13 protein-coding genes (1 of these 13 cut by a window edge) are annotated in these 14,301 nt (G+C 61.8%); 12 read left to right on the forward strand and 1 reads right to left on the reverse strand.

All coding sequences use genetic code 11. From position 1 onward, the window contains the following. The 6 genes from CWR53_RS00685 to CWR53_RS00710 all read left to right on the forward strand — a co-directional run. Positions 1 to 3,075 carry the end of an immunoglobulin-like domain-containing protein gene (locus CWR53_RS00685; protein WP_258313186.1) on the forward strand. Its footprint begins 24,090 nt before the window's first position, so the window shows 3,075 of its 27,165 coding nt (coding positions 24,091-27,165); the start codon falls outside the window, past its left edge; its stop codon occupies positions 3,073 to 3,075. A gap of 186 nt (positions 3,076 to 3,261) precedes the next feature. Next, complete coding sequence (locus tag CWR53_RS00690; RefSeq protein WP_023535786.1) at positions 3,262 to 3,603, forward strand: hypothetical protein; 342 nt, start codon at positions 3,262 to 3,264, stop codon at positions 3,601 to 3,603. Between the two features lie 196 nt (positions 3,604 to 3,799). Further along, positions 3,800 to 4,699, forward strand: a complete 900-nt coding sequence (locus CWR53_RS00695; protein ID WP_058604667.1) for a TauD/TfdA family dioxygenase — start codon at positions 3,800 to 3,802, stop codon at positions 4,697 to 4,699. A gap of 16 nt (positions 4,700 to 4,715) precedes the next feature. Then, positions 4,716 to 5,735, forward strand: coding sequence for an ABC transporter substrate-binding protein (locus CWR53_RS00700; protein WP_100850570.1), 1,020 nt, complete (start codon positions 4,716 to 4,718; stop codon positions 5,733 to 5,735). A gap of 3 nt (positions 5,736 to 5,738) precedes the next feature. After that, positions 5,739 to 6,602 carry an ABC transporter ATP-binding protein gene (locus tag CWR53_RS00705; RefSeq protein WP_100850571.1) on the forward strand — a complete coding sequence of 288 codons (864 nt, stop codon included), beginning with the start codon at positions 5,739 to 5,741 and terminating at the stop codon, positions 6,600 to 6,602. Positions 6,603 to 6,617: 15 nt separating this feature from the next. Beyond that, positions 6,618 to 7,481 (forward strand): ABC transporter permease, encoded by an 864-nt coding sequence (locus CWR53_RS00710; protein ID WP_058604670.1) that lies wholly within the window; start codon positions 6,618 to 6,620, stop codon positions 7,479 to 7,481. 59 nt (positions 7,482 to 7,540) lie between these two features. Here the strand turns inward: CWR53_RS00710 and CWR53_RS00715 are convergent, their stop codons facing one another. Then, the gene (locus tag CWR53_RS00715; RefSeq protein ID WP_058604671.1) at positions 7,541 to 8,101 is read right to left on the reverse strand and encodes a WYL domain-containing protein; all 561 of its coding nucleotides are present in this window, start codon (positions 8,099 to 8,101) and stop codon (positions 7,541 to 7,543) included. 207 nt (positions 8,102 to 8,308) lie between these two features. On the opposite strand from CWR53_RS00715, the gene CWR53_RS00720 reads away from it, so the two are divergent. From CWR53_RS00720 to CWR53_RS00745, 6 genes are all read left to right on the forward strand, one after another. After that, complete coding sequence (locus CWR53_RS00720) at positions 8,309 to 9,100, forward strand: tetratricopeptide repeat protein (RefSeq protein WP_058604672.1); 792 nt, start codon at positions 8,309 to 8,311, stop codon at positions 9,098 to 9,100. A 136-nt stretch (positions 9,101 to 9,236) separates the two neighbouring features. Next, positions 9,237 to 9,689: a MarR family winged helix-turn-helix transcriptional regulator gene (locus CWR53_RS00725; protein ID WP_058604673.1), complete on the forward strand. Its 453-nt coding sequence runs from the start codon at positions 9,237 to 9,239 to the stop codon at positions 9,687 to 9,689. After that, positions 9,686 to 11,773 carry an FUSC family protein gene (locus CWR53_RS00730; RefSeq protein ID WP_100850572.1) on the forward strand — a complete coding sequence of 696 codons (2,088 nt, stop codon included), beginning with the start codon at positions 9,686 to 9,688 and terminating at the stop codon, positions 11,771 to 11,773. Before CWR53_RS00725 ends, CWR53_RS00730 begins: the two co-directional genes overlap by 4 nt. Further along, a complete protein-coding gene (locus CWR53_RS00735) occupies positions 11,770 to 11,982 on the forward strand; it encodes a DUF1656 domain-containing protein (RefSeq protein ID WP_023535833.1) in 213 nt (70 codons plus the stop codon). Before CWR53_RS00730 ends, CWR53_RS00735 begins: the two co-directional genes overlap by 4 nt. Continuing rightward, the gene (locus tag CWR53_RS00740) at positions 11,979 to 12,854 is read left to right on the forward strand and encodes an HlyD family secretion protein (RefSeq protein ID WP_058604675.1); all 876 of its coding nucleotides are present in this window, start codon (positions 11,979 to 11,981) and stop codon (positions 12,852 to 12,854) included. The genes CWR53_RS00735 and CWR53_RS00740 overlap by 4 nt, the downstream gene beginning before the upstream one ends. Beyond that, entirely contained in the window at positions 12,851 to 14,269 is a 1,419-nt protein-coding gene (locus CWR53_RS00745) for an efflux transporter outer membrane subunit (protein ID WP_058604676.1), read from the forward strand. Before CWR53_RS00740 ends, CWR53_RS00745 begins: the two co-directional genes overlap by 4 nt. Positions 14,270 to 14,301 lie beyond the last annotated feature (32 nt).

Below are 14,301 nucleotides of genomic sequence, written 5' to 3' on the forward strand. Positions count from 1 at the left end.
GTGCCGACGATCGACGACAAGCTGGTCGAAGGCACCGAGAACTTCACGGTCAAGATCGAAAGCGCCACCGGTGGCAACTTCGAGAACCTGCAGGTAAACGGCAGCAAAGGCAGCGTCACCACCGCCATCCTCGACAACGACAACCTGCCGGTATCTCAAGGCGGTGCCGTGTATGGCGTGGAAGACACCGACTATGTATTCGCCTGGGGTGACTTCAAGGTCACTGACCCGGATGGCAATACCGGTCTGGCCGTGACCATCACCTCGCTGCCGGCTGCAGGCAGCCTCAAGTACTTCAACGGCAGCACCTGGACCAACGTTACTGTCGGCCAGGTGGTCAGCCAGGCCGATATCGCCGCCAGCAAACTGAAGTTCGTGCCACTGCTCAACCAGTCCGGCGCTGATGGCTACGGTGGCACCGGCGTGGGCAACCAGCAGGCTGACTACGCGCAGTTCAAGTACAAGCCCAACGACGGGACCAACCTGGGTACCGAAACGACCATGAAGGTCGACATCAGCCCTGTGGCAGACATGCCGACGCTGGCCATCGGCAGCGCCGATGTAGTGTCCAAAGGCTTGACCAAGGAAGTGTGGACTACCCTGAAGGACCTGGGCACCAACGGCAATGGCATCACCGGTGATGCACTGAAGACGGTCTTTGCCAACTCCGGCAGCGCCACCTCCAGTGCCACCACCACCAACGTCCAGTCCGACGGCAGCGTGAATGGAGGCAGCGGTTCGAAGACCTCCGGCCTGATCTACCTGGAAGCTGGCAAGACCTACACCTTCAGTGGTACTGCCGACGACAGCTTCCTGGTCAATATCGGTGGCAAGACCGTGGTCACGGCCACGTGGGGCGGCGGCGGCCAGGTGACGGGGTCGTTCACGCCTACGGCGACCGGCTACTACCCGATCGAGGTCTACCATGCCAACCAGTCCGGCCCGGGCAGCTATGACCTGAACATTCAGGTCGGCTCTGGCGGCGTGACCGACCTGAGCAGCGCAAACATCCGCATGTACCAGAACGTGACCGAGATGGCCAACGCTGGTCTGAGCGTGTCAGACGCGCACACGGTCAACGGCCAAACCTACTACGATGGCTACAAGCTCAACGAAGGCCAAGAGAACGGTACGGTGAAACTGGTCGGTATCTCGACTGCCCTGACCGATACCGACGGTTCCGAGACGCTGAGCGTCAAACTATCCGGTATCCCTGCAGGGGCGGTGGTCAGCGATGGTGCTGGTCATACCGCTACCGTCGGCGCCAGCGGCGTCGATGTGACAGGTTGGAAGTTGGGCAGCCTCACCATCAAGCCACCGGCCTACTACCAAGGCCAGTTCGACGTGAAGGTCACTTCTACCTCCACGGAGAGCGTGGGCGGCAGCAAGGCGGTCAACGAAGGCACGATCAAGGTCACGGTGTACCCTGATACCTACTCGGCGACCAACCTCACGGCCGAGAGCGATACGTTCACCGGAACGGGCGCCAACGAGATCATCGTTGCCGACATCAGCGGCCTGCATGTGGTCCCAGGTCAGAACTACAACCTGGCCTTCATCGTGGACACCTCGGGCAGCATGAAGGACTCCGTGGACCCTGCGCAGAAAGCACTGCAGTCGGTCTTCACCACGCTGTCCAACAGCGTCAAAGGGGCAACGTCCGGCACGGTCAACGTGTTGTTGGTGGACTTCGCCACTCAGGTGAAATCCACCGTTGCGGTCAACCTGTCCGACAGCAATGCCCTGCAGACGCTGAAAAATGCCCTGACGGCCATGACGGCCAAAGGTGGCACCAACTACGAGGACGCCTTCAAGACGACGGCCAACTGGTTCCAGAACCTCAAGGATTCCGGCGTTACCGGCAATAATCAGACGTTCTTCATCACCGACGGCGAGCCAACGTATTACCAGACCGGTGAGCGTGGTAACCCAGCGCTGCTCAGCAGCAAGGGCATCATGATGGATGCTTACCTGTCGTCCATTAACTACAAACTCGGCCAGACCGTGAACGTCTACCTGGACAGCAGCAACGTCCTGAACATCGACAGCTCGGGGTACCTGACGGTTACCAGATACGGCTTCTGGAGCTCGACCCAGACCTTGTCAGGTACATTGCACGCGCAGGGCGATGGCACCTACGAGCTGTCCAGCCTGGCAGGCCAGGGCAGCTACGCCGATGCTGACACGATTGCCAACTCCCAGAACGCGTACGCGGTACTCAAAGGGTTGTCGCCGACCATCGAGGCGATCGGCATCGGCAGCGGCGTCAACATCGATGACCTCAAGCCGTACGACTCCGATGGCAATCCGCAGAGCAACATCGATGCCTCCAACCTGGCCAACGCCATCCTGGGCCACACCGAGGCCATCCAGCCTGGTAGTGACACCGTCAATGGTGGCGATGGCAACGACATCCTGTTCGGCGACGTGATCACCATGCCGTCGGTAGCGGGTAACGGTATCGAAGCGCTGCAGAACTATGTGGCGATGAAGACCGGCGTCGATGCCAGCGCGGTGGACAGCAAGGCGATGCACCAGTACATCTCCGAGCACTACACCGAGTTCGATATCTCCGGGCCCAACGGCGGCAACGACATCCTGTCGGGCGGCAACGGTAACGACATCTTGTTCGGTCAGGGCGGCAACGACATCCTCGATGGCGGCAAAGGCAATGACATCCTGTTGGGTGGCACAGGCAACGACACCCTCATCGGCGGCCCGGGTAACGACATCCTGATCGGCGGCAGCGGTGCCGATACCTTCGTCTGGAAGGCCGGCGATTATGGCAATGACGTTATCAAGGACTTCAACCGCTCCGAAGGTGACCGCATCGACCTCAAGGACCTGTTGCAAGGCGAGAAAGGCAGCACCATCGACAACTACCTCAAGCTGTCGACCGTGGAGGGCACCACGACGCTGCAGGTCAGCAGCGAAGGCAAGCTCAACACCGATGGCGGGCTGGCCAATGCTGACGTCACCATCAAGCTCGAAGGTGTGAACTGGTCCAACCAGACGATCAACTCGTTGATCAGCGGTGCCGACCCGACCATCATCATCCACAACAAAGACAGCTGACGGCCCATCACCGGGGCAACCGTAAAAGGTTGCCCCGGTATGCCTTGACCTGGCGCAACTGGCTGGGCAGGCCTTCCCGCCACGCACTCCCACAGCGCATACTTTCGCGCCGCATCCACGCGTACGGCGCTTTTTGCCTATGCTGCTGTCTACCCTGAAGGAATCCATGTGACGAGGGACATCGCCATGTTCTACGTGCAACGCGACGCCGCTGGCCAGTTGCAGCGAGTGGAAGCTGCTGCGTTCGACGAATTTACCGAAATGCTTCCGGCCGACCATGCCGACATCCAGGAATGGTTTGCCGACGACGTTGTGGAAAACAGCCTCAATCAGCTCAAGCAAAGCGACCTGGACATGATCCGGGTGCTTGAAGACCTGATCGATGTCCTGACCGCCAAAGGCGTGTTCAAGATCACCGATCTGCCACCTGGCGCCCAGGCCAAACTGCTCAACCGTTCGACGGCGCGCAAGGCGCTGAGCAGCCTCAACAACCTGATAGAGGAAGAAGAAGAGGGTGGCCTGATCTGACACCCAGCCCATGCACAGGCCGGACTATGGTTATGCTTTAAAGGTATTTAAAATATCTTTCTTATGACCTTATAGTTCACCCACTGCGTACCCGTCGACCAATCGATGCGCCGCACGACTCGAACCCACACGGGAGTCCCCCGTGCGTTTCCGATCGTCGCGCGTCATGAAGTCGCGCACTGCGTGGGAGTGAAACATGCCAGCCGCCTTGAACGCCCTGTCGCTCATCGATAGCGCGCCGTCACAACTTTTTGAAGTCCACCCGTTCGCCGGCGCCGTCGGCGCCGAAATCGTCGGCCTCGACCTTTCCAGGCCGCTCAATGTCCAGGACTTCGCGCGCATTCATCGCGCCCACCTCGATCATCATGTTCTGGTTTTTCGCGATCAGCGCATCACGCCTGAGCAGCAGATCGCGTTCAGCCGCCGCTTTGGCGAACTGCAGATTCATGTGCTCAAGCAGTTCCTGCTCGAAGGGCACCCTGAAATCCTGATTGTTTCCAACATCATCGAGAACGGCCAGAACATCGGCTTGGGCGATGCGGGCAAGTTCTGGCACTCGGACCTCTCCTACAAGGCACTGCCCAGCTTGGGCTCGATGCTGCATGCCCAGGAACTCCCTGACGAGGGCGGGGACACGTTGTTCGCCGACATGCACAAGGCCTGGGACGCGGTACCCGCTGCGCTACGCACGCTGGTAGCCGGGCGCAGTGCCGCTCATTCCTACACCGCCCGCTATGCCGAAACCCGATTCGAAGGCAATTGGCGCCCTGCACTGACAGCCGAGCAACTGGCTCAGGTGCAGGAAGTCATCCACCCCATCGTGCGTACCCACCCCGAAACCGGTCGCCAGGCATTGTTCGTCAGTGAAGGGTTCACCACCCGCATCGTCGGGCTGCCGGAGGACGAAAGCCGGGATGTCCTGCAGCAGCTGTATGCCTTGAGTGTGCTGGAGCACAACGTCTACCGCCATCAATGGCAGCCCCACGACCTGGTTTTCTGGGATAACCGCTCCCTGATCCACCTGGCTGCCGGTTGCCCTGCACACCTGCGGCGCAAGCTCTACCGCACCACCATCCAGGGCGATGCCCCGTTCTGACGACAAGGATTCCATCATGCGCAAATCCATCAGCCGCCTGGCGGCAAGCATCGGGCTGGGCGCAAGCCTCGTCATTGGCAGCCTCGTGGCCCCCGCCGCCGCCCAGGCAGAAGGCAAGATTCGTATCGCCGAACAGTTCGGCATCGTCTACCTGCTGCTCAATGTGGTGCGTGACCAGCACCTGATCGAAAAGCACGGCAAGGCGCAAGGCATCGACATCGACGTCGAGTGGGCACAGCTTTCCGGTGGCTCGGCCATCAACGACGCATTGCTGTCCGGCTCGGTGGATATCGCAGGTGCTGGCGTAGGCCCGCTGCTCACCGTCTGGGATCGAACCCGAGGGCGACAGAACGTCAAGGCCGTGGCTTCGCTGGGCAACTTCCCGTATTACCTGGTCAGCAGCAATCCGGGTGTGAAGACCATTGCGGATCTTTCCGACAAGGACCGCATCGCCGTGCCGGCGGTGGGGGTGTCCGTGCAGTCGCGCTTGCTGCAATACGCCGCGGCGCAGCAATGGGGAGACGAGCAATACAACCGCCTGGACAAGTACACCCTGGCGGTTCCTCATCCTGATGCGACGGCCGCCTTGCTGGCAGGCGGTACCGAACTCAACGGGCACTTCTCAAACCCGCCGTTCCAGGACCAGGCGCTGGCCAACAAGAACGTGCACATCGTGCTCGACAGCTACGACTTGCTTGGGCCGAATTCGCCCACGCTGCTGTTTGCCACCGAAAAATTCCGCAAGGACAACCCCAAGACGTACAAAGCCTTCGTCGATGCCATCGCCGAAGCGGCCACGTTTGCCCAGAACGACAAGGCGGCAGCCGCCGATACCTACATCCGGGTGACCAACGCCAAGATCGACCGCGCAAGCCTCATCAAGCTGATCGACAACCCTCGGTACGAATTTACCGTCACGCCAAAGAACACCTACAAGCTCGCCGAATTCCTCTACAGGGTCGGCGCGATCAAGCACAAGCCAGCGTCGTGGAAGGATTATTTCTTCCAGGATGAACGCCCGCTGCAAGGGAGCTGAGCCATGACTGCGCCATTGCCAGGCCACACGGTCAGCACCTTGAGCCATCCCATAGCACCGCCGTTGTTGAACGTGCAGGGCCTTACCCTTGAATACCGGACCCGGCAACGGGTGGTACGCGCTACCCATCAGGTCAGTTTCGAGGTGGATCAGGCTGATCGCTTCGTCCTGCTGGGGCCATCCGGTTGTGGCAAGTCAACCTTGCTCAAAGCTGTGGCCGGCTTCATCGAACCCCGTGAAGGACAGATCCTGCTTCAGGGGCAACCCGTCAGCGGCCCGGGGCCGGACCGCATCGTGGTGTTCCAGGAATTCGACCAGTTGCCGCCTTGGAAGACGGTGAAGCACAACGTCATGTTTCCACTGTTGGTATCGGGCCAATTGAAGCGGGCCGATGCCGAAGAACGGGCGCTTCACTACCTGGAGAAAGTTGGTCTTGCAGCCTTTGCCGATGCCTACCCGCATACGCTGTCAGGCGGCATGAAAGCGCGCGTGGCGATTGCCAGGGCCTTGGCCACGCAGCCGAAGATATTGCTGATGGACGAACCGTTCGCCGCCCTTGATGCACTTACCCGGCGCAAGATGCAGGAAGAGTTGCTGCTGCTGTGGGAGGAAGTACGCTTCACCTTGCTGTTCGTCACCCACTCCATCGAAGAGGCCTTGGTGGTGGGCAACCGCATCTTGCTGCTCTCGCCTCATCCCGGCCGGGTACGCGCCGAGGTGCACAGCCACCAATATGACCTGGGCAGCCTGGGGGGCAGCGATTTCCAGGCCAGTGCCCGGCGCATACACCGTTTGCTGTTCGATGAAGCGGCCGACCCCGCGCAGGTCGATGACATTGGTTTCAACGACATCCGCATTGCCTACTGATCAGGAGCTTGAGCCATGACCACAACCCCTGTGCGCCAGGAATACGAGGTGCAGCTGGAGCCATTGCTCAGCGTGCCTGTGGAACGCGACCTGTCGTTGAGTCAGCGCCTCTGGCAGCACGGTTGGCTGCGCAAGGCCGTCATCCTGATAGTTATCGCATTGCTGTGGGAAGCCGTCGCCCGTTATCAGGACAACGACCTGCTGCTACCGACCTTCCTGCAGACAGCTGCCGCGCTGTGGGAGGGCCTGGTCAGTGGAGAGCTGCCGGCCAAGGTCGGCGTGTCGCTGGTGATCTTGCTCAAGGGCTACCTGCTAGGGATTATCCTGGCCTTTGGTCTCACCAGCCTGGCCGTCTCCACCCAGCTTGGGCGCGACCTGCTGAGCACCTTGACCTCGATGTTCAACCCCCTGCCTGCCATCGCTCTGTTGCCATTGGCCTTGCTGTGGTTCGGGCTAGGCGACAACAGCCTGATCTTCGTCCTGGTGCATTCGGTGCTCTGGGCCCTGGCGCTCAATACCTATGCAGGGTTCCAGGGTGTTTCCGACACCCTGCGCATGGCCGGGCGCAACTATGGCCTCAAAGGGCTACGGCTGGTGATGCACATCCTGGTGCCGGCGGCGTTGCCCTCGATTCTGTCCGGGCTCAAGATCGGCTGGGCGTTCGCCTGGCGCACGCTGATTGCCGCAGAACTGGTCTTTGGTGCCAGCAGCGGCAAAGGTGGCCTGGGTTGGTACATTTTTCAGAACCGCAACGAACTCTATACCGACAAGGTGTTCGCAGGCCTTGCGGTGGTCATCCTGATCGGGCTGCTGGTTGAGGGGCTAGTCTTCAACACCCTGGAGCGCCTGACGGTCAAGCGCTGGGGCATGCAGCGCTGAGCTTGCAAGCGCCGGCGTTGGCCGGTCGCATTGGCCAAGGCCAATGCGAGCGTCCCTGGTCATGGCGTTAGATACTGGGCTGCGGCGTTGCTGAGAATCTTGCCGATCTCTTCGCGCAACTGCGCAGGCTGCTCGACCACCAGTTCGTCCCCACGGCTCAAAAGCCACCAGCGCAACGAGCTCCCGTCGCTCACCGTGGCCCGCAGCCGATGCCCCTGGTCATGGGCGGTCAACTGCATGTCGCTGCTCAGTGGAGCCTCTCTGAGCTGGCGCGCCAGGGGGTCACTGATGCGCGCCACCAATTCAATGCCTTCGCCCGGTGGCGCTTGCAGCGCTTCTCCTTTGAGATGCGCCAGCAGATCGGTGGTGCCGCGCAGCTCGCTCACAACGCCCGCGGCCCAGTGCCACCCGTAGGGAATGCTCTTGTCATTGCGCTCCAGCGGGAAGATCAACGACAGGTCATTGAGGTCGCGCTCCACGGTTCGCTTGCTGACGGTAAAGCCCAGGTCTCGTAGCCGACAAGCCAGCTCGGAACTGGTGAGGCCTGGAGAACGGCCCGGTAGCTGGCGCAGCAGCGCCCACTGACGGCTGAGGGTGGCGCGAGTGGTGGCGAACGGCAAAAGGTAACGTCCTTGTCTAGGCTTGCCGCTCTAGGATGGCGGCACGCGAGGGGCATGGCAATTGGCCACGGACCGCTCAGATCAAGTAAGTGACGGTTGGTTGCCTGCCTCCGAATCGTTCGCGACAGGTTTTGACGTCCTGTTGCGCAGAATCACGCCTCATCACAGCCGAAGGTTGAGGTTGTGCGTCGTTCAATGAGGATGAACATGTCTGCTGTCGGCAATATCCATTCGCTGCTCGCCCGCCTGCTTCCGGCACAGGTGATCGTTCCGCCCGCTGTCGCCCGACGCCAGCGGCTGTTTGCAGGTGTCGGCATGCCCAGTCAACGGACGATGCTGGTCAGCCGTCTGGACGAAGCCAGTGACCTGCAAGCGGTCTACCAGGATCTGCGCCTGCAAGCCCTGCAGGGGAATGTGGCAGCGCTGAACGACCTGGGTTGGATCTGGCTCAATGGCAAGTACTGGCGTGCTGATACGGTGTTGGCCGGGCACCTTCTGCGCATGGCGGCATTGCAGGGCAGTGCCGTGGCCTGGTTCAACCTGGGGCAGCAGCACTACTTCGGCAAAGGTGTGGATCGTTCCTACACGCAGGCCGCCGAATGCTACCGCCAGGCGTTCGAGCGAGGCATGTCGCATGCGGCCGCTGCGCTGGGAGACTTGTACGAAGAAGAAGTGTGCGATGGCCGTATGCAATGGCAGGTCGATCCGCAGCTGGCCTACCGATGGTTCCTGCAGGGTGCCGAACAGGGTGAGGCACGCTGTCGTTTCGAGGTTGGCTACCGGCTGATTCACGGCCTGCATGTGCAACCGGAGCTCAAGCCGGCATTGTACTGGCTCGAACTGGCGGCCGCTGCGGGTGTGGTGCAGGCGGCAGAAGAACTGGCCGTGCACTTCAGTCGACGCGATCAGGAGCGCTATCAGCAATGGCGCGATCGCGCCGTGCAGATGGGCAGTACCTTGGCCCTGACCATGAAGCTGGAAGACCAAGTTCAGCCTTGAGGCGTTGGCGTGGGTAGCGGTTGGCCTGGCCGTGTGAACAAGATTTCATGCAGGCGCTTCGTCGCCCCCGGTTGACGGAAGGGGGAGCATCAGGCGTATATTGATAGTTAGCAAACTATGAATATATGTGATTCCCATGTCCCTTGATCTTCTGCGTCTTCAGGTCAGCAGTGGCCTGGTCGTTGCCGCTCGGCACTGGCGCCGCATCTGCCACATGGCACTGACCGGCTACGGCATTTCCGAAGCCTGTGCCGCGCCACTGCTGATGATCGTGCGCCTGGGCGATGGCGTGCACCAGGTGGCGGTCGCCCAGGCGGCCGGGCTGGAAAGCCCGTCCCTGGTGCGCTTGCTCGACCAGCTGTGCAGGGCCGGGTTGGTGTTGCGTAGCGAAGATCCGATGGACAGGCGCGCCAAGGCCCTGAGCCTTACGGCTGAAGGGCGCGTGCTGGCCGAGGCCATCGAGGCGGAGTTGGTGAGGGTGCGCGGTGATGTGCTGAGTCGGCTCGATCCAGAGGACCTGCAGGCCACGCTGCGTGTACTGCGCGCATTCGAAGCAGCCGGGCTGGGCAGCACGGGCGGGGTCGCATGAACGGCTTCTTCAGCTCGGTGCCACCGGCGCGCGATTGGTTCTACGGCGTGCGCACCTTCGCCGCCTCCATGATCGCGCTATATATCGCCCTGCTCATGCAGTTGCCGCGTCCTTACTGGGCCATGGCGACCGTCTATATCGTTTCCAGCCCCTTCCTGGGGCCTACCAGCTCCAAGGCGTTGTACCGCGCCCTGGGCACCTTGCTGGGCGCCGCTGGGGCAGTGCTGCTGGTACCGCCCCTGGTGCAGTCGCCGCTGCTGCTGAGCATCGCAGTCGCCCTGTGGACGGGGACATTGCTGTTCCTCTCGCTGAATGTGCGCACGGCCAACAACTACGTGTTCATGCTGGCCGGGTATACCTTGCCGATGATCGCCCTGGCAGTGGTCGATAACCCATTGGCCGTGTTCGACGTGGCTTCCTCGCGGGCCCAGGAAATCTGCCTGGGGATCGTCTGCGCAGCCGTGGTCGGGGCCATTTTCTGGCCACGACGGCTGGCGCCTGTGGTGGTAGGGGCGACCGGCAACTGGTTCAACGATGCCATTCGCTACAGCGACAGCTATCTGGCCCGGCAGCAGAGCGCGGTCGATGTCGGTGGCATGCGCGGGGCGATGGTGGCGACCTTCAACTCACTGGAGTTGATGATCGGCCAGCTCGGCCATGAAGGTACCGGCCCCCATACCTTGAAAAACGCCCGTGAGCTGCGTGGGCGCATGATCCACCTGCTGCCGGTCATCGACGCGCTGGACGATGCATTGGCGGCCTTGCAAGGGCGCGCTGCGCAGCAATTCGAACACATCCTGCCTGTGCTCGACGCTGCACGTGAATGGCTCAAGGGCACCGCAGACAGCCCCTCTGTCCAGCGGTGGGCAGCTCTGCATCAAAGGATCGACGATCTGCGCCCGGATGCGGCTGCACTGGACCAACGGGCCGAGCTGTTGTTGTCCAACGCGCTCTATCGGCTTACCGAATGGGTAGACCTGTGGCAGGACTGCTGTACCTTGCAGCATGCCCTGCGTACCGACGACGCCACACCCTGGCGCGCCGTTTACCGGCACTGGCGCCTGGCGCGCTTGCGGCCATTCTTCGACCGGGGCCTGATGCTCTACTCGGTCACCTCCACCGTCCTGGCCATCATCGTTGCCTGCGGCCTGTGGATCGGCCTGGGCTGGAATGATGGCGCCAGTGCGGTGATCCTGGCGGCCGTCTCCTGCAGCTTCTTCGCGGCAATGGACGACCCGGCCCCACAGATCTACCGTTTTTTCTTCTGGACCCTGCTGTCGGTCATTTTCTCGAGCCTGTATTTGTTCCTCGTGCTGCCCAACCTGCATGACTTCCCGATGCTGGTACTGGCCTTCGCCGTGCCTTTCATCTGCATCGGCACGTTGACGGTACAGCCACGCTTTTACTTAGGGACATTGCTGACCATCGTCAACACCTCGACCTTCATCAGCATCCAGGGTGCCTACGACGCCGATTTCTTCACCTTCCTCAATTCCAACCTCGCCGGCCCGGTTGGCCTGCTCTTCGCGTTCATCTGGACCCTGGTCATGCGCCCCTTCGGTGTGGAGCTGGCTGCCAAGCGCCTGACCCGTTTCGCCTGGCGCGACATCGTCGAGGTGACCGAGCACGCAACCTTGGCCGAGCATCGCAAGGTGGGTGTAAAAATGCTCGATCGCCTGATGCAGCATTTACCTCGCCTGTCGCAAACCGGCCAGGACAGCAGCGTGGCGCTACGGGACTTGCGTGTTGGGCTGAACCTGCTCGACTTGCTGGCGTACATGCCGCGTGCCGGTCAGGTCGCCCGTGAACGACTGGCCTTGGTGATCGCTGAAGTGGGTGCCCATTACGCGGCCTGCCTGCGCGCCGGTGAGCGGCTGCACGCGCCACCTGCACTCTTGCGCAACATGGAAAGGGCCCGGCTGGCGCTCAGTCTCGATGAGCCCTGCGAACGCCTCGACGCCCGCCCGCATTTGTTGCATGCGCTGGCTGGCCTGCGCCTGGCGCTGCTGCCAGGCGTCGAGGTCATGCTCGAGCCTGCGGAGCAACTGCAACTACCGTCTGGCCTGGATGGAGCACCCCTGTGATCGGTGAACTGGATATCAGTGGGGTATTCCTGCCCACGCTGCTGGTGATGATGATTGGAACCTACCTGCTGTTTCTGGGTGTCCACGCCGTACTGGTGCGTGTGCACTTCTATCGCCTGGTCTGGCACCGGGCATTGTTCAACGTTGCCCTCTACGCCGTGCTGCTCGGTGCGGTGGACCACTTTTGTCGAAGCCTGATGCTGCCATGAAAAAACCTTTGCTGACCCTGGGCCGTGTGGTCCTTACTCTGTTGGTCGTGACATTTGCCGCCGTACTCGTCTGGCAGATGGTTGTGTACTACCTGTTCGCACCCTGGACGCGCGATGGCCACATTCGCGCCGATGTGATCCAGATCGCCCCGGACGTATCCGGGTTGATCCAGAAGGTCGAGGTGCGCGACAACCAGACCGTCAAGCGTGGCGATGTGCTGTTCACCATCGACCAGGACCGTTTCACCCTGGCGCTGCGTCAGGCCAAGGCCACGCTCGGCGAGCGTCAGGAAACTTTGGCCCAGGCCTCGCGGGAGGTGAACCGTAATCGTAAGTTGGGCAACCTGGTCGCGGCCGAACAGCTCGAAGAAAGCCAGTCGCGCCAAGCGCGCGCCCGCTCGGCGGTCAGCGAGGCGCAGGTGGCTGTCGACAGTGCCCAGTTGAACCTGGATCGCTCGGTGGTGCGCAGCCCCGTGGACGGTTATCTCAACGATCGCGCGCCGCGCAACCATGAGTTCGTAACCGCCGGGCGACCGGTGCTGTCGGTGGTTGACAGTGCCTCTTATCACGTCGATGGCTACTTCGAGGAAACCAAGCTGGGGGGCATTCACATCGGGGACGTGGTGGATATTCGTGTGATGGGCGACAACACCCGCCTGCGCGGGCATGTGGAAAGCTTTGCAGCCGGCATCGAGGACCGCGACCGCAGCAGCGGCACCAACCTGCTGCCCAACGTCAACCCTGCCTTCAGCTGGGTGAGGCTGGCCCAGCGGATTCCGGTGCGGATCGCCTTTGACGAAGTCCCGCAGGATTTCCGCATGATTGCCGGGCGAACCGCCACCGTCTCGATCGTCGAGGACATGCACCCATGAAACGGCTGATGCTCGCAGGGCTATGCCTGTCGCTCGGCGCCTGCATGACGGTCGGGCCAGACTACGAGCTGCCCAAAGAAGCGGCAATCCAGCGCACTGACCTCAATGGCCCCCTGCGCCAAGATGCCGACAGCGTGGTGTCGGCACCGGTGCCGGAAGATTGGTGGCAGCTGTATCACGACCCGCGGTTGAACGCGCTGGTACGCCAGGCCCTGAGTGCCAATGCCGAATTGCGCGTAGCAGCGGCGAACATCGCCAAGGCCCGTGCGCAGGTCGACATCGCTGAATCTCAAGGGGGCTTCGACGGTGGGGTGAAGCTAGGTGCTCAGCGCCTGCAGGAGTCTGGGGAGGCTTTCTTGCAGCCCGAAAAGGTGCCTGTGGCGAACATCGGCGAGGCGATCATAAGCGCGTCCTACCAGTTCGACCTGTGGGGCACCTTCAAACGCGGTACGGAAGCTGCCAGGGCCAGTGCCGATGCGGTACAGGCCGCAGCGGACACGGCGCGGATCACGCTGGTGGCGGATGTGGTCAAGGCCTACACCCAGGTGTGCTCGGCCAACGAGGAATACCACATTGCCCGTGAGTCGCTCGATTTACAGGCGCAAAGCGTCAAGCTCAGCCAGCGCCTGCGCGATGCGGGGCGTGGTGATGAAACTCAGGTGACGCGGTCGCAAACCCAGTTCAAGTCTTTGGGCGCCGAGCTGCCGCGATTCAAGGCCGAACGTGAGACAGGCCTGTATACCCTGGCCGCATTGCTGGCGGTCCCCGTGCAGAAGCTGCCAGCAGGAACTGCCGATTGCTCTGAACTGCCGCAGCTGACTCAGTTAGTGCCGGTGGGCGATGGCGCCGCGTTGCTCAAACGTCGCCCCGACGTACGCCAGGCAGAGCGCCAATTGGCGGCTGCCACCGCCAATATCGGTGTGGCGACCGGCGCGCTTTATCCACAGATCAGCATCGGCGCGCAGGTCGGGACCATCGGCATCCTGGACAACCTGGGCGAGCCTGCGACCAACCGCTGGGGCTTCGGCCCGCAGATCAGCTGGAGCATCCCCACCAACGGCACGCGGGCCCGCATTCGCATGGCTGAAGCGTCCACCCAGGCGGCCTTGGCGAATTTCGATGGTGTGGTACTCAATGCCATACGCGAAACCCAGACAAGGCTGGCTCAATACAGCGCACTGCTGGACCGGCGCGATGCACTGGCCGAGGCAGAGAAGTCTGCTCGGGAAGCGGCCGACCAGACGCACCGGTACTACCAGGCTGGGCGTGAGTCATTTCTGGCGGACTTGCAGGCGACGCGGACCTATACCGACATGCGTGCGCAGTTGGCGGCTGCGAACAGCCAGGTTGCAATGGGGCAGGTTGGCGTGTTTCTGGCGCTTGGAGGCGGTTGGAAGCGTCCCATGGAGCACTGAGGGGAAAATAGAGTCTGTGTGAAAAGTATCGA

This window comes from Pseudomonas sp. SGAir0191 (assembly GCF_002812565.2).
GTDB lineage: Bacteria > Pseudomonadota > Gammaproteobacteria > Pseudomonadales > Pseudomonadaceae > Aquipseudomonas > Aquipseudomonas parafulva_B.